We start from the raw sequence: 24,066 nt of genomic DNA, 5'->3' as shown, positions 1-24,066 counted from the left end.
GAGGCTATTTTTTAATCAACCCACGCAGACAAAAAGCTCCTGTTTCCCGTCAATACAGGCAGCAGAAGCTTTTTGGAATTTGATCCGTTATTCTCGATGAAGTTTTTTCCTGTCCTGCAGCAGCATCAGTCCATGATACAATTGTACATCGTCATCGCAATTCTCACAAAAACGGATTTCTCCGGCTGACCAGTAGGCAGTCAGGTAGTCTTCCTTTGTTTTTTTGAATGGGTAGACGGTTGATAGTTTTTCCGCAGCCCGCTCATAGGCAGCGACCGCATCCTGGAAATCGGCATATTCTGTCGATTCCACAATGAAATCCATCCAATCTTCAAAAAACCACCAAGGTTCATATTCTCCCTCTGTTCGTATTACCTGGTACATACTATCACCTTCTTCATTGTAAAAAGTATAGCATAGCCCGGAAAATTATTCCCGCCCAACGTATCGGGATTGAAACTTCTTGAGGAAGGCTGTAAACTAGAATAATAAGCTGCAGCGCCAGCTCATTCTAGAATTTGGAGGTAATCTGAATGAAGAAAATCAAGATGACCGTAAGTGGCCGGGTCCAAGGCGTCGGGTTCCGTTATATGACAAAAATGGTGGCTGACCAAATCGGCATTGCTGGCATCGTCAGGAACGAGGATGACGGGAGTGTCTATATCGAAGCCGTCGGACCGACCGATAAAATAGACGCCTTCATCGCAGCGGTAAAGCGCAGTCCCTCGCCAAGTGGAAAAGTCGAAGCCTTTGCCATCCATGAAGACGCCAACATTGAGAATTATATAAGTTTTCGCGTAACCAATTGAATATATTTTCCCCTTCATGTATAGTGGTAATGTTATCGAAAAATTGTAAAGGAACGTGAATGATGAAACTTAAAAAGAAGTTATTGCTTTCCGCGGAAATGATGTCCTTGTTAGTGGTTCTGACAGGCTGCATGCAATATGATGAGAATAAAAACCCAACCGGCTTCATATATGATTATTTGGTGGTACCTACAGGAAATTTGATCGTTATGCTAGCGGAAATGCTTAACGGTAATTATGGACTGGCCATCATCGCCATCACAATCATTGTACGTTTGGCCATCATGCCCTTGAACTTTAGCCAAATCAAAAAAACGATGGTACAGCAAGAAAAAATGAAGTATATCAAACCAGAATTGGAAGATATCCAATTCCGTCAAAAAAATGCACAGTCGCCTGAAGAAAAAGCGGCGGTTTCGCAAGAAATGATGGCATTATACAAAGAAAATAACATCAGCATGACAGGTGGCGTCGGTTGCTTACCGATTCTGATCCAGATGCCGATTTTTACAGCAATGTATCAAGCTGTCAATCTGACACCGGAAATTTCTGCAAGCACATTCCTTGGCATCAACCTTGGTGTCAGCAGTCCGTTGTTGGCAATCCTGGCGGGCGTGGCTTATGTAATCCAAGGCTACGTTTCCACAATCGGCATGCCTCAGGAAACCAAATCACAGATGAAATCGATGATGTTGATGAACCCAATCATGATTCTCATGTTCTCTTGGTCTTCACCAGCAGGGTTGGCCCTTTATTGGCTGGCCGGCGGTATTTTCGCCGCAGCCCAGACCGCCCTTCAAAATCACATGATCAAACCTAAAATCCAGAAGCAAGTTGAAGAAGAAATGAAGGATCGTCCGGTTAAGAAGAACGTGAAAATGGCTAAGCCGGCTTCCTCTTCAGCACCTACGCAAGCGGTAAAAGCTTTGTCCAACAATAATCAACCAACGGATGGAAAAAAAGGCCGCAACGCGGGCAAACAATCAAAGTTTTAATCTCAACTAACTAAAAAAGCAGGAAGCGGCTCACGTATGAGTTCGCTTCCTGCTTTTTTGTATCTCGTTTTTTTTGCTAATGGTCGTTCCTCTGTCGCGAACTCATAATTCCTCATCAGGCGTATAATTTTTCAGTATCGGCAACTGGATGCGGAAAACAGATCCATGCCCCAATACGCTTTCGACGGTTATGTCACCCTTGTAGCCTTCCAACAATTCTTTCGCGATCGACAGACCTAAGCCGTTCCCGCCTTTATTTCGCGATCTGGCTTTATCGACGCGGTAAAAACGCGAGAAAATCTTCTGTTGATCTTCCTGGGACATCCCCTCGCCAAAATCCTGTATGGCAATCTGGACATAGGACATGGATTCGGAAATTGAAAGATGAATTTCATGCCGGTCCGTCGAATATTTAACGGCATTGTCCATCAATATCACCAATATTTGCTCAAAATGATTGCGATAGATGTTCACATAGATTTCGCGATTCAGATCATCATCAAGATTGAACACGAAATCCGGATAGAGCATCTTAAAATTATGGAACGTATGCAGAACGACATTACGGATCGGTGTCACTTCATTTTTATAATGAATTTCGACTTGTTCCGCACGGGAAAGATCCAGCATCTCCTGAACCAAAGTCTTCATTCTCTGGATTTCGGTCAAGGATGCGGCAAGCGATTCATCCAGTATTTGTGGATCTTCCTTGCCCCAACGGTTCAGCAATTTCAGATGTCCCTCAACAATGGCTGTCGGCGTACGAAGTTCATGCGAGACATCTTCCACAAACTGCTTTTGTTGGGTGACATACAGCGCCATTTTATCCAGAAGGCCGTTGATATGGACTGAAAGATCTGTAAATTCGTCCTTGCTTTTCGATATTTTGATCCGGGTTTCCGACAACGTATCCTCTTCTATCGCATCCATCGTGTCAACCATCTGTTTGATGGGCTTGAAGAAGTAAATGGCGATGCCGTAACCGGCAGCCGCCGACAAAACGAGCACGATTGCCGTGACCAACCAGAAATACCGCGTCATCTGTGAGACGATTTTATGATAATCATTCAATCGGAAAACGATCTGGACATACCCCAACAGGAAGGAGCCTTCTTCGCTGAGGATTGGACTGCCGCCGACAAACGCCTCAAGATCGTTCAGTTTTGTCTCGCGCAAATACGTATCGGGATTTTTTATGAATGTCGTATAGCTCTTCTGCGTCTCATAGAGCAACTGTCCATCTGTATCGAATACGCGTATGTTCGCCCCTCTGTCCTTGAGATCCTCCAAAAACGGGTAGTTCCCCACAGACTGGAGTCCCTTCGTCACAGTGGAAACAGAAATTTTCTCGAACATGCTTTCGACGCTATTGACGGACAGCTTCGTATCGATTTCAGACAACGCAGTTTGGACTGAAGTCAACAGCTTCTCAGCGCTATCTTTTTGTTCGTTGTAATGATAGCTTTTATAGACATTCAGCATCAGCAAAGCGGAAAGAAAGTACAGTAGGAAGAACGCTATACTTAAAAGAAAACCCCATTTCCACCGAATGGACTTGGGATTTCCTCTTTTTTTGGTTGGCATATAATTGATTCTGCGCATAGTATTATGAGCGCATAACGTATCCGGTGCCACGAACCGTTTGGATATAACTTTCTTGGCCGGCTACATCGATTTTATTACGCAGATATCGGATATATACATCTACTACGTTTGTTTCCACTTCTGTCTTGTATCCCCACACTTTATTCAGCAATACATCCCTTGATAGGACAACGTTGATATTTTCCATCAGGATCAACAATAATTCGTATTCGCGTTTGGTCAATTCGATGTGCTCGTCGCCACGGCGAACGACACGGTTTTCCTTTTCAATCGTCAAATCACGATATGTCACGGTCGTCTGCTTCACCTTGCGTTGCTCTTCTTCGATGTCGATGCGGCGCAGCAAAGCACGTACCCTTGCCAAGAGTTCTTCGATAGCAAATGGTTTCACGATATAATCATCGGCTCCGTGGTCCAAACCGGATACACGATCGATGACGGAATCGCGGGCGGTCATGATGATGATCGGCGTATCTTTGACTGGACGCAAGCGACGGCAAACTTCGATGCCGTTCAATTCAGGAAGCATCAGATCCAAAAGGATGACATCCCAGTCCTGGTTCATGGCAGCTTCAAGGCCGGCTCTGCCGTTGTAGCAAATTTCCGTTTCGTAGCCTTCGTGTTTTAACTCAAGCTCGATGAAACGCGCCAAATTTTTTTCATCTTCGATAATCAATATTCTTTGTTTGTCTCTATTTTCCATAGAATTCTCCCCTAATATCTCATTTGAATAATAACAACATGCCATTACAATTTCATTTTATTTTAACATACTGTCGGGAATTAGTCTTAATTAAATGATCCTGATAGTAAAATGTCATCCGAAGCACGGCTTCGGATGACATAAATGTAGGCCAGAATGGCGCTATATCGCTTTAGTCTTGTGGAACTTCCACTTCTTTATCCCACTCGAAATGATAAGAACCAGCTTTGTCTGTGCGTTCATAAGTATGCGCTCCAAAGTAATCGCGTTGCGCTTGGATGATGTTTGCAGGCAATACCGCAGAACGGTAAGAATCGAAATATGCTACTGCAGATGAGAATGTCGGTACAGGAACGCCTGCAACCACAGCCGTAGCAACCACTTCACGTACAGCTCCCTGGTATTGTTTCGTGATTTCCACGAAGTAGTCATCCAACAATAAGTTCTGCAATTCAGGATTCTTCCCGTAAGCATCGGTGATGTTTTGCAGGAATTGCGCACGGATGATACAGCCTGCACGCCAAATTTTAGCGATTTCGCCATAATTCAGATCCCAATCATTTTCTTCGCTGGCAACACGCATTTGAGCGAACCCTTGCGCGTAGCTCATGATCTTGCTGAAGTACAGTGCCTTGCGGATGCTCTCCACAAATGCTGCTTTATCAAGACCTTCTTTAGCTGTAACAGGGGGGGCAGTCAGAATTTCGCTGGCAGCGACACGTTCTGTCTTCAAAGCGGAAATGTAACGGGCAAAAACGGATTCGGTAATCAACGGCAACGGAACACCCAAGTCCAACGCACTTTGAGAAGTCCATTTACCCGTGCCTTTATTGCCGGCGCGGTCCAATATGATTTCGACCATTGGTTTCCCTGTTTCAGGATCGTATTTAGTCAAGATGTCAGCAGTAATGTCGATCAGGAAGCTGTCCAACTCGCCTTTGTTCCATTCGATGAAGACTGCAGCAATCTCTTCCACTGACATGCCAAGGTATTTGTACATGATGTCATAGGCTTCTGCGATCAGTTGCATATCCCCGTACTCGATTCCGTTGTGGACCATCTTGACGAAATGTCCGGCGCCACCTTTGCCGATGTAAGCCACACATGGTTCGCCATCCGGAGCTTTAGCGGAAATCTGTTCCAAAATCGGTGCAACCAGATCGTATGCGTCGCGTTGTCCGCCCGGCATGATTGATGGGCCTTTCAATGCGCCTTCTTCACCACCGGAAACACCTGTTCCGATGAAATTGATGCCTGAGTTTTCCAATTCTTTGCTGCGGCGGATCGTATCTTTGTAGAAAGTATTTCCTCCGTCGATCAGGATATCACCTTTATCCAAATGAGGCAGCAACGATTGGATCGTTTTGTCGGTTGCTTCCCCAGCTTTTACCATCATCATGATTTTTCTTGGCTTCTCCAAAGAATCAACAAATTCTTCGATTGTATAAGTAGGAACCAGTTTTTTATCTGGATTTTCCGCAACCACTTGCTCAGTCTTTGAACCGGAGCGGTTGAATACTGATACGGAATAACCTCTGCTTTCAATGTTCAATGCTAGATTTTTGCCCATTACGGCCATCCCGACGACGCCAATTTGCTGTTTTGACATAAATAAATTCTCCCTTCATGATAAACACATCATTCTATAATCTTAATCCTAACAAAAATTCGCCTAAATGGAAAGCAAACAATTGAAAATAATGGCTTTCTTTTCTTTTACCTAGTTCCCCAACGTTTACTTTTAGATGTTATTGTTGTAAACTATGCCATGTAAATTACAAAAGGTGGGAATAATATTGACTAAGAAAACTGGTACTACCTCTTCAAAAATCAATAAATTCAGCAAATTCATCATTTGGATCATGCTTTTGGCCATGGTCGGCGGGTCGATCATTTCTGTCTTGTACTCTTTGTTCATAAATATGTAAGAAAAGCGGAACGGGTTCGTTCAGCCCTGAGTGAGGAAACACCGTGACCTAATCGGCAAGGCCCTCTGATGTCACAGTGCGACATCAGAGGGCCTTACTGCGCAATCATTTGGATGGCCTGATGACAGGATCAAGCGATTGAAATCGCAAGAGTCATGACAATTTAATAAATCGTGCCATGCAACTGAGCATCGTAGAGCGCAATAGGCTGAGAGACTTCCGAAACAAAGGAATCAACGTGACAAGAACTATTGCCTTGTCGAACGGTATCCTTGGCTCGTAGAGACAAGGGATTCCTTTATCCTTTCCGAAGGGCTTACCCGTGGAGCTGGACATCATTTTGGATACATGCAGTATTTTACAAACCTGTGAAGCACCTACAGTGATGCGCTTTCAGATTAAAAAAAATCAAAATTTACTTTAATATCAAAAAGGTTCCCGGAATCCACTAGCTGATTCCGGGAACCTTTTTGGATGACTCAGATGCCTTTTTTGACTTTACCGTCCCAGCCGGCATAGCCGCCCTTCAGGATGAAAATGTTTTTGTAGCCATTTTTCTTCAAAATTGCTGCGCAGCGTCCACTCAACATAGAATTTTGATCGTAGAGATAAATCGGTTGATCTTTGCGGATTTCTTGGTAACGTTGTTTGAAAGCAGAGTAAGCGATATTTCTCGCTCCCAATATGTGACCTGCGTCGAACTCGGTTTTTTCGCGGACATCGATCAATTGCGCCTTACGCAGGTCTTTTCTGAATTCCTCTGCAGTCAGCGTTGTCGCTGCATTCTTTCTTTGAAAATAAAAATAAGCTTGATAGATGGCATATCCGATGATGAATATCCATAATGCGATATTAAAAATATCAATTCCTGTTAAATTCAAATAAATCCATCCTTTCCATACTCTTGCTCTCATATTTTACACTTGTAGAAGGCACATTGCTACAGTTTTAGCGGCTTTTTTTCTATTCCGCTAATTGTATCCAATGATTGCGCTCCACATCGTACAGGTACTCGTAACGCCTTCCGTAAAGCACATAGGTCGATTCTGGCGATGCCGAAACCGGAGCCATTCGCTCGACTTCAGTCAGCGCCTCTGTAGTGTTTGCGGAAAAGTCGATCTTTGCGAGTTCGAAGATGATGCCATCAACGCTCCCTGGCTCATCTTTTGGGATGACAGCAAACGTTTCATCCGAGGCAATCCCTTTTGTAAATTCTGGGATAACAAGTCCGTTTCCATCGGTGATGCGCGGCAGGGTAACATAGCCTTGGGTAATCAAAAGCGGATAGTAGGAAATGCCAAACAGCTCCGCCTCATTGAAATCTGAAGGAGTCACTACCCATACGGATTCTCCTTCGAGTCCGTATGCGAGTATTTCCCGATCAATGACCGTATCTTTGCCTGGAAGCCGGATATCACTCAATACCAATGCTGATGCGCCATCCGCCACGCTTTTCATGTGGAGATACATATTTTCTGAATACCACACCGGCATATCCTCTGTATCCGGGACCTCTTTCCATTCTTCATTAGCCAAATTCCAAAGGTAATTGACAGGCCTATCCACAGTTTTTTGGACGGAAAGGAACAGCTCCCCTTCGTTTGTCGGATTCCAGGAAACGCTCGTCAAAATCCCTTCCGAAAAATGAAAATCAGCTAGTGATCTTCCTGACTTGTCGATCATCATGACGTTATTTCCTTGTTGGGTTGCGATTTGCACCAGAATCCGCCTACCGTCTGCGGAAAGCGCAGCAAAAACAAGCCGATCTGAAAAAGCCCGGATCAGCTGTTCTTCCCCCGTGAGCAGGTCATGGCTGTACAAACCATACTCTCCATTTGATTCCAGCGCGACAAGAATAGTCTTGTCGTCAAGCCAGCCCACCGTATAAAGGAATTCCTCCTTGGAAATAGATGGGAAGTCGCTGCCGGAAGAAAGGCTCGGCTCACTTGCGCCAGGCTGGTTGGGATACGTCAAACGCTGTGTACAGGCCGCCAGAATAACAACACTTGAGAGTGTGAGAATGAACCATGCTAGTCCTTTTTTCCCCATGCCATCCTCCATCCTCCCGCATTTTCTTTTCCAGAAAATGTTCAGGCCTCTATTTGCTGATCTCCGTCAGCGCAAGATAAGCTGCTCCAACTATCCCGGCATCATTTCCAAGTGCGGCTAATTTGATATGCGTAGTCTTCTTGACGTTCGGAAATGAGAATTCAGCAAAATAAGTTCTCACTTGCTCCAAAAGGTATTCCCCAGCTGCGGATACACCGCCCCCGATGACGATGTAAGCGGGATTCAAAAGATTGCCGATATGGCTGCAAGCCAAACCAAGATAATAGGCAGCGCGATCGACTACTAGGACCGCCAACTCGTCTCCTTCTTTCGCCAAATCAAAAATCATTTTTGAAGTGATTTCCTGGCCATCATCGATGATGAATTTGAGCTGCGAGTTGCCGGCATACTCTTCCGCATGTTTGCGGGCCAATTTGACGACGCCGGTTGCGCTGGCGACAGTCTCCAAACAGCCTTTCTTACCGCACGTACAGTCAAATCCGCCTGGTTCTACAGTCATGTGGCCGATTTCGCCGCCGGAACCTGCAGTCCCATGGATTAGATTGCCTTCCGCTATGATTCCCCCACCGACACCTGTGCCAAGTGTCACAAATACGACGTCGCGATCATCCGCACCGGCGCCTCGCCATTTTTCCCCAAGCGCGGCAACGTTTGCATCATTGTCTATAAAAATAGGGATGCCTATTTCCCGCACAATCGCTTCACGCACAGGCTGAGGTGTTTTCCAGTTCAAGTTAAAGGCTCCCTCAACCGTACCCACTTCACGGTCCACTGCTCCCGGCGATCCCATGCCGATGGCCTGAAAGTCCTCAGCAGTAAGTTGGTAGAGATCCAGATGGTGTTTGATCGAAGCTATGATATCAGGTACGATGTGCGTCCCCTCATCATTTATGTTCGTGGGGATGCTCCATTTTTGCTGGATATCCCCCTCTGCTGTTAAGATAGCCAATTTCACTGAAGTGCCGCCTAAATCAATACCAATAAATTTTTTATACACGTCATTTCCTCCAATTGTTCAATTTGTATCTAGTATAACGCAAAACCGGTCCGCATTAAACCCGAATAAGCAAAGAATATAGCGCTCACAAAATAAATGACTAGAAAAAGAAGCCTCAGTCCATTTTGGCTTTTGACAGTGCGCGGCATCGCGATGAACACGGCCGAAAGCGCCCCGCCAATTGCCCCACCAAGATGCCCAAAATTATCGACTGCCGAGGAAAAAAAACCGAAGAAGAAATTAAGGAAAATCAGCATCGTAAAGTTCCGAGCCATAAGCTGGATCCCAGAGTTGTGCGGAAACTGACGGCCCAGAACGATAGCAGCTGCAAACAACCCGAAAAGCGAGGTACTTGCACCAGCGGAAATTGAATCATTGAAGGCGAAACTCATAAGATTCCCCATCAAGCCGCTCAGGAGATAGATCAGCGCAAAACGTAAAGAACCATAGAGACTTTCCATCTGCGTGCCCAAATAATACAGGGTGATGCTGTTCACCAGAATGTGCGTGAAGCCTATATGGATGAACATAGGCGCAATCAAACGCCACCATTCCCCTTGCGCGATAGCTGGGTTGAATTTGGCGCCGAACAGGATAAGCGTCAGTACATTAGTGCTTCCCCCGTTCAGGGTCATCAGAAGGAAAATGACGATCTGAATGGCCAAGAACAAGTGTGTTACAGAGAATTGATCCGGTAAATAGGATCTTTTGGTATTATATGCCCGCATCGTGACACGCTCCCTTCCATTATTATCCTATTTTATACTAGAATGCTGTTGTCAACAACTTTTGGACTGGCACATCAAATGCTTCGATTTCCCAATGCGGATCCTTGAACAATTGGAACGGGAACAGCATCGACAAGGTGTGCCCTTTGTATGCAGCCAGATAGCGATCATAGTAGCCGCCGCCGAACCCGACGCGGTAACCCGTTTCAGAGAACGCCAATCCAGGAACAAGCAGCAGATCGATTGCTTCAGGTGGAACCGTGTTGCTCTTATCGACAGGTTCCATGATACCGAACTTGCTCTTCGACATCGCTGTATCCGGCAAGTATTCATGAAAAGTCATCACGCGGTTCTTGCCGGAATAGGGAATGACCATCCGCTTGCCTTCTTCAAGCCCTTTTTGGATGATTTTATGCGTATCGATTTCCGGAAAATTCGACCAGGTGACTCCAATCGTCTTTGAAGCACGCCACTCGTCGCTGCTGCAGACTGCGGTCGTCAGCTCTCGCTCCATCCGGATGCGTTCTTGGGACGGCAAACTTCTCAATTTCCCCAGCATCTCTTTTCTTATTTGTTCTTTCATCGTAAATCCTCCTTAAGCGCTCTGTCGTCTGTCCCACGCCATTTACATACTATAAAACACCTTTCCGGATAAAATAAAAAAACAACAGGATATCCTGTTGTCGTTTTAATTATTTTGTTTCACGATGCAAAGTCACGCGTCTTTCACGTGGACAATATTTTTTCACTTCAAGACGGTCCGGGTTGTTACGTTTGTTTTTCTTTGATAAGTAATTACGTTCTTTACACTCCGTACATTCCAATGTAATATTTAACCGCATATTCTTCCCTCCAAACATAAAAAAATTGAAGATCGAATCATCTTCTGCGTTTCTCATTGTATCACTTATAGAAAAATTATGCCACTATTTTTTGAACAAGTTCTGTATAAGTCCACTTTTTTTGAGTTTTAAGCTAATAAAATCCCAGATAAGGTTGCAGAAACACCCGAATTTCATTAGAATGTTATCAGGCGTCAAAAAGAAGAATTGAGGTGACAAAGATGGAACAATGGACCATCGTGATTGTCTTACTGACAATTGCAATCATATTACTGTTTGCATCATTTTTCGTAAAAGATAATGATCGCAAATTTGCTGATGAGATGAGTGAATACACATTACAATTAACGGAGGAAATCCATGAATTGAAGCAACGACTCATCGCTATTGAAGAGGAATTGGGAAAAGAAGTACCCGTTTCCGAAGATTCGCAGACCATCAAAAAAGTACACAACCTGACTAAGCAACACATCATCACTTTGTATACGAGCGGAAGAACGTTTGATGAGATTGCCGAGCAACTGTCCGTCCCTATCACCACCGTGCAACTTGTTGTCGATAATTACATAGAGCAATCAATCGTATAGAGGAGAAAATAAAGTGAACAAACAAAAGCTTCGTTTTATATCCATCGGTTTTTTGTTATCTGCCGTACTGTTGGCCGGCTTCCAGCTTTTCTATCCGGAAGCACTCCCTGGCAGCACCTTCAACGGAGAAGCAAATGCCGATTCAACGGATTATCAAGAGAAATATGAAAGTACTTTGGCAGAATTAGATGTGCAGAAGCAACTTAATGAGGCTGCCATAAGCAGCGCTCCTGCCGAGGAAGCTGCAGTGGCATCCAGTGCTCCGACTGAAGCAGCGAGTGTTGCTGAAAGTTCAGCTGCACCTGCCGCGAACACGCTAGTCACGTTTGTCATCACTTCCGGACAACCGACTTCCGTCGTCATCGACAATTTGGTCAGTGCGGGACTCATCACGGATCGCGCTGTCTTTGAACAGTACCTAAATGACCGTAATCTCGTTATGAAAATCAATATTGGGGAGTATCAACTGTCCCAGGACATGGGCTATGAAGTCATCGCCGATATGATCACATTGGAATAATAGCCCGCCCACGAAAACAGAAGGTGCCGGAACAAGGATGTTAACATCCTTGTTCCGGCACCTTCTGTTTGTTTATTCGACTCGCAATCCTACCAGTTACTCGGCTTTTGCTGCGTAATCCCCTGTGTTGAAGTAGGCATCAAAAACTTTCTTGGCTATCGGTGTAGCTCGACCCGTTTCCGATTTAAGATAAGGGACCACAACAGTTACGGTAATTTCCGGATTGTCGAAGGGTGCATAGCCGACAAAGGTGGAATTGAAGACACTTTCACCCTTCAAGTTCTCATTGTTGCCGTCATAGAAAGCCTCCGCCGTACCTGTCTTAGCGGCAACATTATTCGAGTCCTTCCCGAATGTTGAATAGGCCGTCCCGTTCGCACTATGGGTTACTTGATAAAATCCTTGTTGGACACGTTCCATCGCTTCGGCGCCGACATCGACCTGGTTCATTACTTTTGTCTCCAGGGTGGTTTCCAAAGCCCCCAGTGATCCGTTCGCATCCGTGCTGCGGATTTCCGAAACCAGTTGCGGCGCGTATCGGGTGCCGCCATTAGCAATGGTATTGATGTATTGCGACAACTGCAGGGTCGTGTACAGATCGTACTGTCCGAATGATTGGTCGACTACGTTAACTGCCGCCTGATCGAATCCGGTCAGTCCGCTGCCTTCGTTCGGCAGATCGATCCCCGTCTTCACACCCAAGCCAAACTGGGCAAAGTAGCTGCGCAGCTCGTCGATCAGATCTGCGGAAATATTCAAGGTGCCTCCCGATTCATAGCTGGATTGTCCCCCCATCAGCATCGCCAATTTAACCATATAAATATTCGATGAGCGGGCTAACGCTTCGATGTCGTTGATGGCGACTTGGCTGCCGATGGACGGATTGAAAACTGACTTTTTCAGATTTGAACCTTGGAATTGCAGCGGCTCATCGACGAGCACATTGTTGTCCGTGCTGATGACGCCGCTCATGTATCCGGTCAGCACCATCGCGCCCTTCACAGCCGAACCCATCCCGTAACTTGAATTGATGACGCCCAATGCATCATCCACAATTTCGTTGGATGTCGAGCGTTGCTTCCCGGTCATGCCCAGGATTTCACCTGTATTCGGATCCGATGCCACTATGTACACCCGATCGTTGTAGGAATCGACATTGCTGTTCAAGAACTCAGTAGCAATCTGTTCGATTTCCTTTTGAAAATCGATATCGATAGTCAGAACCAGGTTATCCCCGGCTTTTCCTTCGTAGGATTCCTCTCGCGTCACAACCTCACCTGATTGATTCGTGATCGTTTCCCATTGCGATTTCGTGCCTGAGAGTACCGATTCATATTCTTGCTCCAAGTAGGAGTTTCCGACGCGGTCGTTCCTGGCGTACCCTTTTGCCAAATAGGTGGCGACTTGGTCGCTCGGTAAACCGATTTTTTCGCTGGTCACTCCACCTAAAATACTCTTCAGCAAGTCGGATTCTGGGTAGATTCTGACCCAATCTGTCGCGACATCCACACCGGACAGACCGGACAGATTTTCGCTCACCTGAGCCAGTTCTTCATCCGAAACATCCTTATTTTTGATGCTTGTGGTCGACAGGGCATACGCGCTGTTCATCCGCTTAAAGATTGCGGCAATTTCTTTTTGTTCATCAGAATAAGCGATGTCTTCCACCGTTATTTTTGCTAGCTCCACTTCATACAATTCGGAACCCGGCAACAACTTTTCATCATCCGACAGACGCTTCAACATGACTTCATTGTTTACGGCCATCCAATAATCCTTCAGATCACGCTCCGTCAGTTCTTCAATGCTGACGTTTATCAAACCCGCCAACGAAGAGGCAACCTTTGCCATTTCCTCGGCCGTTGTGTTTGCCCCTCTGGTATAGGTTATGGAATGCTGTGGTTCATTGCCTACAAGTATATTGCCATCTCTGTCATATATCAAACCGCGCGGCACTGATTCTGTCACAAGTGTCGTTTCCGTACGTTTCACGATGGCTTCGAATTCATCTCCACGGACGATCTGCAAGTATCCCAACCGGAATATCACTGCGGAAAACAGCGAGAACACGATAAAAAAGAGCAGGTTCAAGCGAAACGGGATATGCGATTTTCTCTTCCTTTTGCTTTGGGTATTATCTTCCAATTTTACACCTTCCTAAAACCATAGTTCGACAACCTATTATAGCAAAAAAAGCATGTATTACAAACGAAGCAACAAATTTTTAACATGTATCCTTGCTGGATAAGCCAAGACACGTTTGGATTCTTCATAAAACCAGCGGGATATGCTAAAATAGCAGAAGCACTTGTGAATTATTCGCTTCAACTATCAGGAGCGTCCCCCTCATGGTCAGACGACTCTGCAGGAACGTCAAAAAATTTCCGGTTCAAAGGAGGAATGTGCAGCATGCTGAAGCGTTTCACAACTCTATCCCCGCAAAAAAATATGCTTTTCCTTTCGTTCTTATTGCCTTTATTTGTAATGATGGTCATTTATGCCACCATGGGGGTTTATCCTTTCGGCAATAGCACTTTGCTGACGGTCGATCTCGGCCAGCAATATGTGGATTTTTTCAGTTATTACCGCACAACCTTATTGTCCGATCCTTCCGCCATTTTCTTTTCGTTCACAAAATCATTCGGTGGAGAAATGCTGGGATTGTGGGCTTATTATCTGATGAGTCCTTTCAATTTGATTTTTCTGTTGTTTCCGCAGTCCATGTTGCCCTTGGCGGTTACCCTCTTGATTTTGATGAAGGTTTCCGTGTCGGGTTTGACTTTTGCTCATCTGTTGATTACCCGCTTCGAAGGAAAAGGTTTGTTAGTTCCATCCTTCGCATTGAGTTATGCCTTGATGGGTTATGTCATCGTCAATCAATTAAACGTCATGTGGCTTGATGGGCTTGTTTTCCTGCCTCTGATCATTCTTGGTTTGGAAAAACTGATGGCGGGTGAAAGTGGTCTGTCTTACAGCTTATTTCTGGGAGTGATGTTGATTTCCAATTATTATATAGGATTCATGATTTGTGTTTTCCTGGTCTTCTATTACCTTTTCGCGTTTTCCAGACAAGAGGTTGTCGGCCCGAATAATCTGAAGGCGCAGCTGAAACACTTCTTCACCCAATCAGCCAGATTCATTGGTTGTTCTTTGTTGGGAGCTGGTTTTGCCTCAGTCTTGTTGCTGCCAACTTTTTATTCGCTCTTGGGGAGCAAAGCAAGTTATGCCAATAATCTGATCGATTGGAGTTTCGCCTATAATCCTTTCGAAGTCGTTTCAAAGTTTTATATTGGGGCTTTCAATTTCGACCAGATGCCCAGCGGACATCCCAATCTCTTTATCGGCACTGTCGCTCTGACAGCATATATCTATTATTTTTTTCATCCTGCCTTCTCAAAAAAAGAACGGTTCACATCACTTGCGCTGACCGTGCTCTTTTTTCTGGCGATGAACGTCCAGTTTCTGAATAAAATTTGGCATGCCGGACAATACCCGATCTGGTACCCTTACCGTTTTTCATTCACCGTTTGCTTCTTTTTCCTGTTGAACGGTTTTCGGGCGTTGCGTTCCTATCGTCCTTTTCCCTTTTCGCTGGCCTGCTGTCTTTTGATTGCGAATGCAGCCACTGCCATCTATGTCCTGAAAGAGGATTTTGAATTTCTGGAACCTGTCCAAGTATTGATAACGGCAGTCATTTCTGTCCTTGTCCTTGTGTTGCTGATGCTCAGGGATCAGCCTAGAAAATGGTTGGCCTATGCTTTGCTTTTCGTGGTTACCGCTGAGATGACGGCCAACGCAGCCATTGACTTGTTTCGATTAGGCTACGTCAAGCAAGACGAATTCTCCGATTATCAAACGAATTTAAATACGATGTTGGCGGATGTACGGACACCCGAAGACACGTTCTACCGGATCGAAAAAACGTTCCAACGCTCCAAAAACGACAGCTTTCAAGCCAATTATGCCGGAATCAATCATTTCAGCTCCACTTTCGAAAAGGAGATTCCTGCCTTGTTCGGATCATTGGGCTTTCCGGACGGGAACGGGTTTATCGTTTACTCAACCGGAACATTGTTTACGGATGCACTGTTCGGCGTGAAATATTTTATTCAGGACAAGAAGTTGCCGGAAACATTTTATGACATCAACGACAACTTATATCGGTTGAACCGCAACTCCACCCGCCCGGATCTTACCCAGTACAATTTTTATTCCGAAACGGATAGATCCACCACCTACGAAAATCCATATGCGTTGTCATTGGCATTTGGGGTTTCCGAAAGTGTATTGGAACTTGATTTGATCGAGGATCAACCCATATTGATGCAGGAACAGCTGCTGGATGCCTTCAACAATCAGGAAAGCGTCGAACCTTATTTCTCCTTGCGTCCGTTCGATTCCAACGTTTTCCAGAATGTCACATCCGCTGCCGGTGATGCACAGAACACAACCTACTATCGGTCTGTGGATGGTGCAATCTCCAGGATTGAATTCCAGTTCACGCCTACGAGCGACAATCCTTATTATCTGATTCTGGATGCGGGCATCGATGACGATGATGCGACACTTTATGTGAATAATGTGAAGTTGGATTATTATACGACCTTCCGGAACGATCAGGTCATCAACATCGCAAGCAACCAACAGGGTGAAAACATCACTTTTACAATCGAACTGCGCGAGGATTCGATTCGGGTACAGGACCTGAAACTTTACGAATTGAACAAAGATCTGTTCGAGGAAACCATTTCATCCCGCCAAGCGGAAAGCATGACAATCTCCTCGTTCAGTCAGACGCACATCACAGGTTCCGTCACTATTGGGGATAAAAATGAAATATTGTTGACGACAATCCCCTATAGCGAGGGCTGGGAAGTGACGATCGATGGTGAAATGGCCAAAACAACAACCGCGCTGAATGGTCTACTGGCGGTGCCAATCAGCGCAGGCAAACATACCATCGTTTTGACGTACCGCACCCCCTATCTGATAACTGGTCTTTCAATCAGTGGCATTTCAATCGCTGGTGCCTTATTATTGAAAAAATATCGTAAAATTAAATAAGAAAAGCGGCTAGGAGCAAATTCCAGCCGCTTTTCTTGTCTATTTCAGGGCTGAACGAAGTCGTTCAGCTTTTGGTCATTTTTGGGAACCATGGGAAAAATTTATTTGTCCGTTTAGTATAAGCTGCGAAATCTTCGCGGCCTGCATATTTCTTTTCAAGCAACGGGACACCCGATACGAACAGCAGCAGCAGCGTCATGATAATTGGACTGATGATCATATAGAAGCTTCCCAGACCACTCAGCGCTACTATAAAAATACCCCACCACATCGCAGCCTCACCAAAGTAATTCGGGTGGCGCGTGTACTGCCAAAGGCCCTCCATCATCAGCTTGCCCTTGTTGCTTGGATCGGCTTTAAAACGTTTGAGTTGCGCATCCCCGATCGTCTCGAAGAGGAATCCGATGATCCACAAGCCGATGCCGGCAAAGTGGAACGGCGCCAATTCTTGATCAGTCGAAGTGTTCGTGACGATAATCGGCAAAGATACGAAAAAGGCCAGCACTCCTTGTAGAACAAAGACATGTGCGTAAGCCTTCAGACGCACCATAGAGGTCCCCCATCGCTTCCGCATATTGATGTAGCGATAATCTTCAGGTTTGTTCCAATTCCGGACGGTTATGTACAAAAAGAGCCGCAAAGCCCAGATTGCCACCATTGTCAACAGCACGACCGCCCGCAAACCGATGACGTCGGAATTCAGGAATGTTACGATTGCGACCAACAGGAAGGCCGGTCCCCAAAAGCTGTCCACAATCGAATTATTATTAAGATATTGCGCGACTATGAATATGATTGAAAAGAAGATCCATAGTACTAGAGCACTTAACAGAAAAGCATTCATCTATAATTCCTCCTCACACATATATGAAATCGCCACAGTGCCGACACCGGCACTCATTCCGACGATTGTAGAGATGTTCATGATATACTCAGGTTCCTTGCCAAGCAAGGCGACGCTGCGCTTACGATAGGCTTCAGCTTTTTCGGGATTATTGGCATGCACGATCGCATATCTCGAAATCTGCTCCTGTGCATTTACCTTTTCCAGCAATCGGAACAGCTTCTTTTCATTCCCTTTTTCGCTGAACGCCTTCTCAGCTATCGAACCTTTGCCTTCTGCATCGATAGATACGACAGGTTTGAGATTGATTGTCATCGCAGCTAACCCGGAAACTTTACTTAACCGTCCGGATTTCACCATGTATTTTAAGTTATTCACGCTGACGAAGATATTTGTGCGTTCCCTCAAGTGTTCAATCGCTCCAACGATTTCATCAAAAGGAGTTTCCGCCGCGATCATTTCTGCCGCTTTCATGACAAGCAATCCTTCCGCACCGGAATTCCGCTTCGAATCGATCACGGCAATTTTTTTCCCTTCATGCAGTTTTTTTGAGACAGCATTTTGGAACACGCTGTTGGTTCCGCTCTGCTCTTTCGCAACAGTCAAAATAATGACTTTATTGTAATGGGAGAGCACCGTGTCAAGATATTTCTCTACAACAATTGGATTCGGCTGTGAACTCTTCGGATATTCGATGGCTTCTTCCAGCAAAGGATAAAAAAGTTCTGGTGTCATCGTCACCTTATCTAGATAGGAGGTATTGTCAAAATTCAGGTTGAGCGGCAGCATGTGCACTTGATAGCGATCGAGCATTTCCTGCGGAAGGTCCGCGATTGAATCTGTGATCAGTGCAGTGTCGTATTTCCGGTCAAAGGCTGATTCGTTCTGTCTGACCATATCATCCGCCTTCTGTTGTAGGATAATGCCTTTTTTGCGCAAAACCTGGAATACTTGTTCCGGCGCATTGGCGTGAATATGGATTCTAGCTTTGTGGTTATTGCCTGCCACAATCAAGGAATCACCATACAGTGCCAGTTCCGCTCTCAGTGCTTCCAGATCAATCGAATCCGATGACAACAACGCTTCGGTACAGTAGCGATGGCGTATCTCCCCTTGACTATGGATCAATTCCTCATTGAAAGAAAGATCTTCCGGTTCATCGCTGACCTCCAAGTCAACCTTTCCGGTGCGCAAAAAAGTTGCAAATCCTTGAAGAAAGTAGACAAACCCCTTCGCGCCGGAATCGACGACTCTGGAGTCCTGAAGCACTTTTAAACGAGAAGTTGTCGCTTCCAAAGAATTGTTGGCTGTGATCATCGATTTTGAAAACAATTCGGAGAAGTTTGCCGAAAGGTCTTTATGGCTGTACACCGCATCCGCCCATTCCCGGATGACGGTGATGATTGTCCCTTCCACCGGATCCGAAATCGCCTGATAAGCATAAGGAACCGCTTTTTTGACCGTTTCTGCAAACGAAGGGATGGTTATCGTCTCCTCATCCATCAGACTGAGAAAGATCCCGTTGATGTATTGCGCAATGATGATACCTGAATTTCCCCTGGCACCCGTCAAAGCAGCATCTGCAATACTGTTCATCGTTTCCTTAACGGATCCGGAGATTCTCGCATCCAAGATGATCGCATGCATGGTGGAAGAAAGGTTACTGCCAGTATCCCCGTCAGCGACTGGAAACACGTTGATTTCATTCAGGCTATTTTTATTTTTTATGACCTCCTGTGCACCCGACACAAAAGAATAGTAAAGATTTTCGCTGTCCAATTTTGAAATATTCATTGGTCCTCCCCTATCCGCTCTTAGGCTTTTTTGGTTGCTCAAAGAAATCTTTGTGCCGCAACATATGTAATGCCTGCAGTTGCAGCGTTCAAAAACGTTCCCCAGGCCAAATCAATCAGGGTGATCGTAATCGGCCAATCTTTCAAAGTGGCCAGATTGGTCAAATCATACGTCGCATACGCGATCAACCCGAAAAAACCGCCAGCCAAAATGGCATATTGCAGACTTTCTTTCAAAAGCGCTGGATGAACCACGAAAAATACGAGTCCACCTATGAACAATAGATAGAAGATTATTGCTGCCACCCAATTGACATTCGGAGCCATGAGGTGTCCCAAATACTTGCTGTAAATATTTTTGGATACCACGCCTAACCAGACAATATCCACTAAAAAAAACACAAAAAATGTCAAGAAATACAATTTAATGCTGTCCATCATTTGTTCCTCCTTTTTCGTTACCCGTTGTTGTTTCAGCTTCCGGTTCTTTCTGTCAAAATGCCGTCTTTCATTACATAAACTTTATCACAATAGTCTATCAAACGCTCATCATGCGTCACCATGATGGTAGCCTTTTTTTTCAACTTTGTTTCCCTCGCCAAAATTTCCACAACTTCGAAAGCCTTTTGCGTATCCAGACTGGCTGTCGGTTCATCCGCAAGAATGACAGCAGGGTCATGGTAGAGGGCACGGGCGATGGCGACCCTTTGCCTCTGGCCGCCGGAGAGGTCACTCGGAAATTTATTTTTCAATTCGAAGATGCCCAATTCTTTCAATAAGTCATCCCTTTTTTGTTTATCCACTTTGCTACGTTCGACTTTATTGGCCAAATGCAATTGATCTTGGACAGTCAGAAACGGGACCAAGTTGGAAGCTTGGAGTATGAATCCGATCTCCTCGAATCGCAATTTTGCTCGTTTTTTCTCGCTCACATCACTGAATGGATTGCCATTGATCAGGACCCGACCTTCGGAAGGCGACTGCAATCCACCTGTAATGGTCAAAAATGTACTTTTACCCGATCCACTCGGCCCGATGATTGCGACAAATTCTCCGGCTTCAACAGCAAGATTGGTTGCCTTCAATGCGTCTATCCTCAATTCGCCTTCCCCGAATGAACGGGATACATCTATCAATTCGATTAATTTCATATGCTCACTCCTATCCGATTGCTTTCAATGGATCTATTTTGACTACCGCTCTTACTGAAAATGCGCCGCCGACCATGGCCATGATGACAAGCAAGGCCGCAATGATGCCCAGGAAATTAAGGTTCGTTTGGTAAGGAACAGCTGCCGGCAACACCATAGCCGTTGCGCCCGTCAACAATAACCCGATACCGACTCCCATAGCAGCCAATAAAAACGTTTGGATGACAACCGATTTTGCGATATAACCGCTCGAAATTCCTTGCGCTTTCATCACACCGAACATACTGGTTTTCTGCATAGTCAGCACATAGATGAAGATCCCGATCACTACGGCAGCGATGACGATCAGAAAGCCGATCATCAGTCCAAACGTCAACACTTGCGCAGTGTAACCCGGAATTTCACTGATGTAGTCAGCTATCGAATAGATTTTCAAGTCCGCGCTTCCTGTATCCACATCCGCGATGGAATCACCATTGTCCCGAACAACGATGGCACTGACCCGCCCTTCATCCGATTCATCGATTTGTTCAAAGCGGACTTCCTGATAAGAACTGACCGTAGTATAAAGCACCGGTGCGACGCTGAATCTGGCGTCTTCCGTAAATCCGACAACCGTCACTTCTTTGTCGGAACCCGCGAGCTGCAGGACATCGCCCAACTCGATGCCCTCTTCTTCCTTCAGACTGATGTCGGCGACAACCTCATCATCGTTTTGGAAAGCTTCCCCTTCAATCACTTCCGGCATCAGAAATTGATCCGCTTCGATTCCGAAGAACGTCGTATCGATCTTGGCATCATCACCTGATATTCCTTTTTTGTTGACGACATTCGGCGCGATTCCGATTACCGCAGCCTCATCAGCCACAACTTCATTGATTGCACCTTTCGGGAGCATGGACATGTTGATGTTTGTATTCGATTCGTCCGTCAGAATGATGCCGTCCGCATCCCACTTATCTACGCTGGTTCGGTTGTCTTGGGCCAAACCATAGGCAAGACCCACCAAAAAGAACACCAAGTAGGACACCAACACCATGACGCCGATGATCAGCGAAAACCTTGTTTTTGCATGCTTAATTTCTTTCCAAGCTAAGAACATTGTTGCAACTCCTTCATTTCTTCAATTTTTATCTATAGTTGACGAAAAATATCTTGATGCCACAAACAGGATGATTGTCCAGTTCTAGCCTGCATCGTCATCTGCCTGATTCATCGCGTTATTCAGTATTTTCAACTGTTTCATCAAGAATACGCCATCGACGCCATCGAGATTACAGGCATTCACTTCGGATAAAAGAGCTAAATGGATTGTTCTCTTAGAAGTGATGCTTTTTTTACTCAAGGAAATGATTGTAGCGCGCTTATCCACAAGGGATGTTTCTTTCGTGAGCCAACCTTGTTTCTCGAGACGATTCAAGATGGGATTCAATGTTCCAATACCCATCCCTAAACGCTCCCCAATGTTTTTGATCAGTACTTTGTCTTCATCCCATAGAGCAAGCAAAACGAGGTACTGCGGGAATGTCAAATGGAATTCTTTCAAAGCACGGTTATACATTTTGCCAAAAGCATTTGCAGCCCGATAAACCTCGAAACAAAGCTGATCCTCAAGCGGCCTTTCAAAAATAGATTCCTCCATCTTGATACCGCCTCCTTTCCGAATGATTCTCATCGCTTAATATATATCTTACAAGATATATATTAAGCGATAAAATCCGGAAAGTAAAACAATCGCCCTTGGAAGTGCCCAAAAGTGAAGCCAACCCTGAATCACAATATTTTGATAGTAAAAAAAAAGGATTCAGAGCGGATGCCCTGAATCCTTTAAGCGGATTACAATAACTTTGTTGCTTATTTTGCAGCTGCTAAACGGTTGTTGACTTCATTCCAGTTCACAAGGTTCCAGAATGCTTTGATGTACTCAGGACGGACGTTTTTGTATTTCAAGTAATAAGCATGTTCCCATACATCAAGACCTAAAATTGGCGTTTTGCCTTCGCTGATCGGTGAATCTTGGTTTGGTGTAGAGGTGATTTCCAATTTACCATCGGAAACTACTAGCCAAGCCCAACCGGATCCGAAGCGACCAACTGCTGCTGCTGCGAATTTTTCTTTCATAGCATCAAAGCTGCCAAACGCTTCTTCGATTCCGTCCTTAACAGCTCCTGTAGGTTCTCCACCTGCATTAGGCGCCAAAACAGTCCAGAATAAGCTGTGGTTTGCATGTCCGCCGCCGTTGTTGCGGACAGCCGTACGGATGTCCTCCGGAACACTGTTCAAGTCAGCCAATAATTCTTCGATCGTTTTTTCGGCCAACTCAGGGTGTTTCTCCAAAGCTGCGTTCACATTCGTAATGTAGGTATTATGATGTTTTTCATGATGCAAATGCATCGTTTCCTCATCGATATATGGTGTCAAAGCGTCGTACGCATAAGGTAAAGCCGGTAATGTAAAAGCCATGTTAAATTCCTCCTAAATAGTTTAGTGATTTCTGACTAATTTCACTGTATCATCAATTACTTAATTTATCAAAAATAATGCCTCGAAGCCGTAGCAATTTTTGATTGCTAAATGAATCTATTTTCGATAGACTGGATAAGTATGATGCAGAAAGCGGTGATCACAATCTCAATCGTCAGTTTAGTCAAAGACAGTTTTATGGATCCAAAACACTTGTTGGATGCCAAAGCATTAAAAAAAGGCTCTGCCTTGTTGCTCTTCTTCTTACTCTCACTAACCGTCAGCATCCCACTGTTTCTGGATGGGTACGCTACACTACAAAAATTTTCGGCAGATGCAGGTGTGATAGCGGATAAAATACCTTCATTCACTATTTCCGACAACGAATTGCAGTTGGAAAATGCTACGGAAAAAGGATTCATTTACAAAACTGATACAGTCCTGTTGGCTTTCGATAGTCAGGAAGTTTACACACCGAGAGAAATCGAAAAAGAAATGTCGTCACCTGTTTTGATTCTCAGTCTCGTATTTTCAAAGGATGCTTTCACCCTCTATGCTCAGGATGTCCCGTTCAGGTTGCCCTATGAGCAGGCAGATGACCTGACGGACCAGTCGTTCAAAAAGTTGCTCCGCAATTTTTCCAGCGATCAGCTTTTTTCCGGCGTGATCATGCTCTTGTTCAGTCTTTTCATTTCTTCATTCAGTGTGCTTCTGACGCTATTGATAATCGCGCTGTTCGCGAATGTATTGATAGGATTTATGCGAAAAAAACTCCCTTTCCGCGAAATACTAAGGATGGCGCTTATAGCCTCCGTAGTCCCATTAGTTTTCTTTAGTCTATTGAACGGATTCGGCCTCTACCCGATGATTCAGGATGAAGCGATTGCTCTCATTGGTATGTTCTATTTCTACAAAGCCCTCAAAGAATAGCACGGGAAGCCGTTACTATTCAGTAACATCCGGTCCC

Annotated in this window: 25 protein-coding genes; 7 read left to right on the top strand and 18 right to left on the bottom strand. The window is 45.1% G+C overall.

The genetic code is table 11. The annotated features are described in order from the left end of the window. Positions 1-87 precede the first annotated feature (87 nt). The gene (locus tag BLV66_RS01630; RefSeq protein WP_086985211.1) at positions 88-384 is read right to left on the bottom strand and encodes a DUF1033 family protein; all 297 of its coding nucleotides are present in this window, start codon (positions 382-384) and stop codon (positions 88-90) included. A 149-nt stretch (positions 385-533) separates the two neighbouring features. On the opposite strand from BLV66_RS01630, the gene BLV66_RS01625 reads away from it, so the two are divergent. Then, positions 534-809 (top strand): acylphosphatase, encoded by a 276-nt coding sequence (locus BLV66_RS01625; RefSeq protein ID WP_086985214.1) that lies wholly within the window; start codon positions 534-536, stop codon positions 807-809. Between the two features lie 59 nt (positions 810-868). Further along, on the top strand, positions 869-1,804 hold the full coding sequence (gene yidC, locus BLV66_RS01620; protein WP_245826646.1) for a membrane protein insertase YidC: 936 nt from the start codon (positions 869-871) through the stop codon (positions 1,802-1,804). 102 nt (positions 1,805-1,906) lie between these two features. On the opposite strand, the gene BLV66_RS01615 is transcribed toward yidC, so the two are convergent. The 3 genes from BLV66_RS01615 to gnd all read right to left on the bottom strand — a co-directional run bounded on the left by BLV66_RS01615 (position 1,907) and on the right by gnd (position 5,721). Continuing rightward, complete coding sequence (locus BLV66_RS01615; RefSeq protein ID WP_176974089.1) at positions 1,907-3,388, bottom strand: HAMP domain-containing sensor histidine kinase; 1,482 nt, start codon at positions 3,386-3,388, stop codon at positions 1,907-1,909. Between the two features lie 22 nt (positions 3,389-3,410). Next, positions 3,411-4,112, bottom strand: coding sequence for a response regulator transcription factor (locus BLV66_RS01610; protein ID WP_068560548.1), 702 nt, complete (start codon positions 4,110-4,112; stop codon positions 3,411-3,413). Between the two features lie 172 nt (positions 4,113-4,284). Continuing rightward, the gene (gene gnd / locus BLV66_RS01605) at positions 4,285-5,721 is read right to left on the bottom strand and encodes an NADP-dependent phosphogluconate dehydrogenase (RefSeq protein ID WP_086985220.1); all 1,437 of its coding nucleotides are present in this window, start codon (positions 5,719-5,721) and stop codon (positions 4,285-4,287) included. A gap of 187 nt (positions 5,722-5,908) precedes the next feature. On the opposite strand from gnd, the gene BLV66_RS01600 reads away from it, so the two are divergent. Further along, the gene (locus tag BLV66_RS01600) at positions 5,909-6,040 is read left to right on the top strand and encodes a DUF4044 domain-containing protein (protein ID WP_245826647.1); all 132 of its coding nucleotides are present in this window, start codon (positions 5,909-5,911) and stop codon (positions 6,038-6,040) included. Positions 6,041-6,519: 479 nt separating this feature from the next. Here the strand turns inward: BLV66_RS01600 and BLV66_RS01595 are convergent, their stop codons facing one another. The 6 genes from BLV66_RS01595 to rpmG all read right to left on the bottom strand — a co-directional run bounded on the left by BLV66_RS01595 (position 6,520) and on the right by rpmG (position 10,677). After that, positions 6,520-6,954, bottom strand: a complete 435-nt coding sequence (locus tag BLV66_RS01595) for a rhodanese-like domain-containing protein (RefSeq protein ID WP_086985224.1) — start codon at positions 6,952-6,954, stop codon at positions 6,520-6,522. 49 nt (positions 6,955-7,003) lie between these two features. Then, the gene (locus BLV66_RS01590) at positions 7,004-8,089 is read right to left on the bottom strand and encodes a YqgU-like beta propeller domain-containing protein (protein WP_086985226.1); all 1,086 of its coding nucleotides are present in this window, start codon (positions 8,087-8,089) and stop codon (positions 7,004-7,006) included. 49 nt (positions 8,090-8,138) lie between these two features. Then, positions 8,139-9,107, bottom strand: a complete 969-nt coding sequence (locus BLV66_RS01585; protein WP_086985228.1) for an ROK family glucokinase — start codon at positions 9,105-9,107, stop codon at positions 8,139-8,141. 29 nt (positions 9,108-9,136) lie between these two features. After that, positions 9,137-9,835, bottom strand: a complete 699-nt coding sequence (locus BLV66_RS01580; protein WP_086985230.1) for a rhomboid family intramembrane serine protease — start codon at positions 9,833-9,835, stop codon at positions 9,137-9,139. Positions 9,836-9,872: 37 nt separating this feature from the next. Continuing rightward, positions 9,873-10,418: a 5-formyltetrahydrofolate cyclo-ligase gene (locus BLV66_RS01575; RefSeq protein WP_086985232.1), complete on the bottom strand. Its 546-nt coding sequence runs from the start codon at positions 10,416-10,418 to the stop codon at positions 9,873-9,875. 109 nt (positions 10,419-10,527) lie between these two features. Then, positions 10,528-10,677, bottom strand: a complete 150-nt coding sequence (gene rpmG, locus BLV66_RS01570; RefSeq protein WP_068560829.1) for a 50S ribosomal protein L33 — start codon at positions 10,675-10,677, stop codon at positions 10,528-10,530. 212 nt (positions 10,678-10,889) lie between these two features. On the opposite strand from rpmG, the gene BLV66_RS01565 reads away from it, so the two are divergent. Both BLV66_RS01565 and BLV66_RS01560 read left to right on the top strand, forming a co-directional pair. Further along, positions 10,890-11,264 carry a DUF6115 domain-containing protein gene (locus tag BLV66_RS01565; RefSeq protein ID WP_143033075.1) on the top strand — a complete coding sequence of 125 codons (375 nt, stop codon included), beginning with the start codon at positions 10,890-10,892 and terminating at the stop codon, positions 11,262-11,264. A gap of 13 nt (positions 11,265-11,277) precedes the next feature. Then, positions 11,278-11,784 (top strand): hypothetical protein, encoded by a 507-nt coding sequence (locus BLV66_RS01560; RefSeq protein ID WP_086985235.1) that lies wholly within the window; start codon positions 11,278-11,280, stop codon positions 11,782-11,784. A 96-nt stretch (positions 11,785-11,880) separates the two neighbouring features. On the opposite strand, the gene BLV66_RS01555 is transcribed toward BLV66_RS01560, so the two are convergent. Beyond that, the gene (locus BLV66_RS01555; RefSeq protein WP_086985237.1) at positions 11,881-13,929 is read right to left on the bottom strand and encodes a peptidoglycan D,D-transpeptidase FtsI family protein; all 2,049 of its coding nucleotides are present in this window, start codon (positions 13,927-13,929) and stop codon (positions 11,881-11,883) included. Between the two features lie 264 nt (positions 13,930-14,193). On the opposite strand from BLV66_RS01555, the gene BLV66_RS01550 reads away from it, so the two are divergent. Beyond that, positions 14,194-16,848 (top strand): YfhO family protein, encoded by a 2,655-nt coding sequence (locus tag BLV66_RS01550; RefSeq protein WP_176974088.1) that lies wholly within the window; start codon positions 14,194-14,196, stop codon positions 16,846-16,848. Positions 16,849-16,912: 64 nt separating this feature from the next. Here BLV66_RS01550 and BLV66_RS01545 read toward each other — a convergent pair whose 3' ends face one another. The 7 genes from BLV66_RS01545 to BLV66_RS01515 form a co-directional block, all read right to left on the bottom strand. Continuing rightward, entirely contained in the window at positions 16,913-17,692 is a 780-nt protein-coding gene (locus BLV66_RS01545) for a DUF1295 domain-containing protein (RefSeq protein WP_086985240.1), read from the bottom strand. Next, complete coding sequence (locus BLV66_RS01540; RefSeq protein WP_086985243.1) at positions 17,693-19,486, bottom strand: DAK2 domain-containing protein; 1,794 nt, start codon at positions 19,484-19,486, stop codon at positions 17,693-17,695. Positions 19,487-19,524: 38 nt separating this feature from the next. Then, positions 19,525-19,923 carry a DUF2177 family protein gene (locus tag BLV66_RS01535; protein ID WP_086985244.1) on the bottom strand — a complete coding sequence of 133 codons (399 nt, stop codon included), beginning with the start codon at positions 19,921-19,923 and terminating at the stop codon, positions 19,525-19,527. 35 nt (positions 19,924-19,958) lie between these two features. Further along, positions 19,959-20,636: an ABC transporter ATP-binding protein gene (locus tag BLV66_RS01530; protein WP_086985246.1), complete on the bottom strand. Its 678-nt coding sequence runs from the start codon at positions 20,634-20,636 to the stop codon at positions 19,959-19,961. Positions 20,637-20,646: 10 nt separating this feature from the next. Next, on the bottom strand, positions 20,647-21,738 hold the full coding sequence (locus tag BLV66_RS01525; RefSeq protein ID WP_086985248.1) for an ABC transporter permease: 1,092 nt from the start codon (positions 21,736-21,738) through the stop codon (positions 20,647-20,649). Positions 21,739-21,822: 84 nt separating this feature from the next. Further along, positions 21,823-22,278 (bottom strand): MarR family winged helix-turn-helix transcriptional regulator, encoded by a 456-nt coding sequence (locus BLV66_RS01520; RefSeq protein ID WP_086985250.1) that lies wholly within the window; start codon positions 22,276-22,278, stop codon positions 21,823-21,825. Between the two features lie 212 nt (positions 22,279-22,490). Next, positions 22,491-23,099 (bottom strand): superoxide dismutase, encoded by a 609-nt coding sequence (locus BLV66_RS01515; protein ID WP_086985252.1) that lies wholly within the window; start codon positions 23,097-23,099, stop codon positions 22,491-22,493. Between the two features lie 141 nt (positions 23,100-23,240). Between BLV66_RS01515 and BLV66_RS01510 the strand changes: the two genes are divergently transcribed. After that, positions 23,241-24,029 (top strand): DUF1189 family protein, encoded by a 789-nt coding sequence (locus BLV66_RS01510; RefSeq protein WP_176974087.1) that lies wholly within the window; start codon positions 23,241-23,243, stop codon positions 24,027-24,029. Positions 24,030-24,066 lie beyond the last annotated feature (37 nt).

The sequence above is a fragment of the Trichococcus collinsii genome (assembly GCF_900107505.1).
Taxonomy (GTDB): Bacteria; Bacillota; Bacilli; order Lactobacillales; family Aerococcaceae; genus Trichococcus; species Trichococcus collinsii.
Note: the sequence above shows the minus strand (reverse complement) of the source record. Positions and strands in the feature narration are given on the sequence as shown.

Excerpts from the sequence above, each read along its gene's own strand:
- BLV66_RS01630 (WP_086985211.1), bottom strand. The coding sequence starts at position 384 with ATGTACCAGGTAATACGAACAGAGGGAGAATATGAACCTTGGTGGTTT.
- BLV66_RS01625 (WP_086985214.1), top strand. The coding sequence starts at position 534 with ATGAAGAAAATCAAGATGACCGTAAGTGGCCGGGTCCAAGGCGTCGGG.
- yidC (WP_245826646.1), top strand. The coding sequence starts at position 869 with ATGATGAAACTTAAAAAGAAGTTATTGCTTTCCGCGGAAATGATGTCC.
- BLV66_RS01615 (WP_176974089.1), bottom strand. The coding sequence starts at position 3,388 with ATGCCAACCAAAAAAAGAGGAAATCCCAAGTCCATTCGGTGGAAATGG.
- BLV66_RS01610 (WP_068560548.1), bottom strand. The coding sequence starts at position 4,112 with ATGGAAAATAGAGACAAACAAAGAATATTGATTATCGAAGATGAAAAA.
- gnd (WP_086985220.1), bottom strand. The coding sequence starts at position 5,721 with ATGTCAAAACAGCAAATTGGCGTCGTCGGGATGGCCGTAATGGGCAAA.
- BLV66_RS01595 (WP_086985224.1), bottom strand. The coding sequence starts at position 6,954 with ATGAGAGCAAGAGTATGGAAAGGATGGATTTATTTGAATTTAACAGGA.
- BLV66_RS01590 (WP_086985226.1), bottom strand. The coding sequence starts at position 8,089 with ATGGGGAAAAAAGGACTAGCATGGTTCATTCTCACACTCTCAAGTGTT.
- BLV66_RS01580 (WP_086985230.1), bottom strand. The coding sequence starts at position 9,835 with ATGCGGGCATATAATACCAAAAGATCCTATTTACCGGATCAATTCTCT.
- BLV66_RS01575 (WP_086985232.1), bottom strand. The coding sequence starts at position 10,418 with ATGAAAGAACAAATAAGAAAAGAGATGCTGGGGAAATTGAGAAGTTTG.
- rpmG (WP_068560829.1), bottom strand. The coding sequence starts at position 10,677 with ATGCGGTTAAATATTACATTGGAATGTACGGAGTGTAAAGAACGTAAT.
- BLV66_RS01550 (WP_176974088.1), top strand. The coding sequence starts at position 14,194 with ATGCTGAAGCGTTTCACAACTCTATCCCCGCAAAAAAATATGCTTTTC.
- BLV66_RS01545 (WP_086985240.1), bottom strand. The coding sequence starts at position 17,692 with ATGAATGCTTTTCTGTTAAGTGCTCTAGTACTATGGATCTTCTTTTCA.
- BLV66_RS01540 (WP_086985243.1), bottom strand. The coding sequence starts at position 19,486 with ATGAATATTTCAAAATTGGACAGCGAAAATCTTTACTATTCTTTTGTG.
- BLV66_RS01535 (WP_086985244.1), bottom strand. The coding sequence starts at position 19,923 with ATGGACAGCATTAAATTGTATTTCTTGACATTTTTTGTGTTTTTTTTA.
- BLV66_RS01530 (WP_086985246.1), bottom strand. The coding sequence starts at position 20,636 with ATGAAATTAATCGAATTGATAGATGTATCCCGTTCATTCGGGGAAGGC.
- BLV66_RS01525 (WP_086985248.1), bottom strand. The coding sequence starts at position 21,738 with ATGTTCTTAGCTTGGAAAGAAATTAAGCATGCAAAAACAAGGTTTTCG.
- BLV66_RS01520 (WP_086985250.1), bottom strand. The coding sequence starts at position 22,278 with ATGGAGGAATCTATTTTTGAAAGGCCGCTTGAGGATCAGCTTTGTTTC.
- BLV66_RS01515 (WP_086985252.1), bottom strand. The coding sequence starts at position 23,099 with ATGGCTTTTACATTACCGGCTTTACCTTATGCGTACGACGCTTTGACA.
- BLV66_RS01510 (WP_176974087.1), top strand. The coding sequence starts at position 23,241 with ATGATGCAGAAAGCGGTGATCACAATCTCAATCGTCAGTTTAGTCAAA.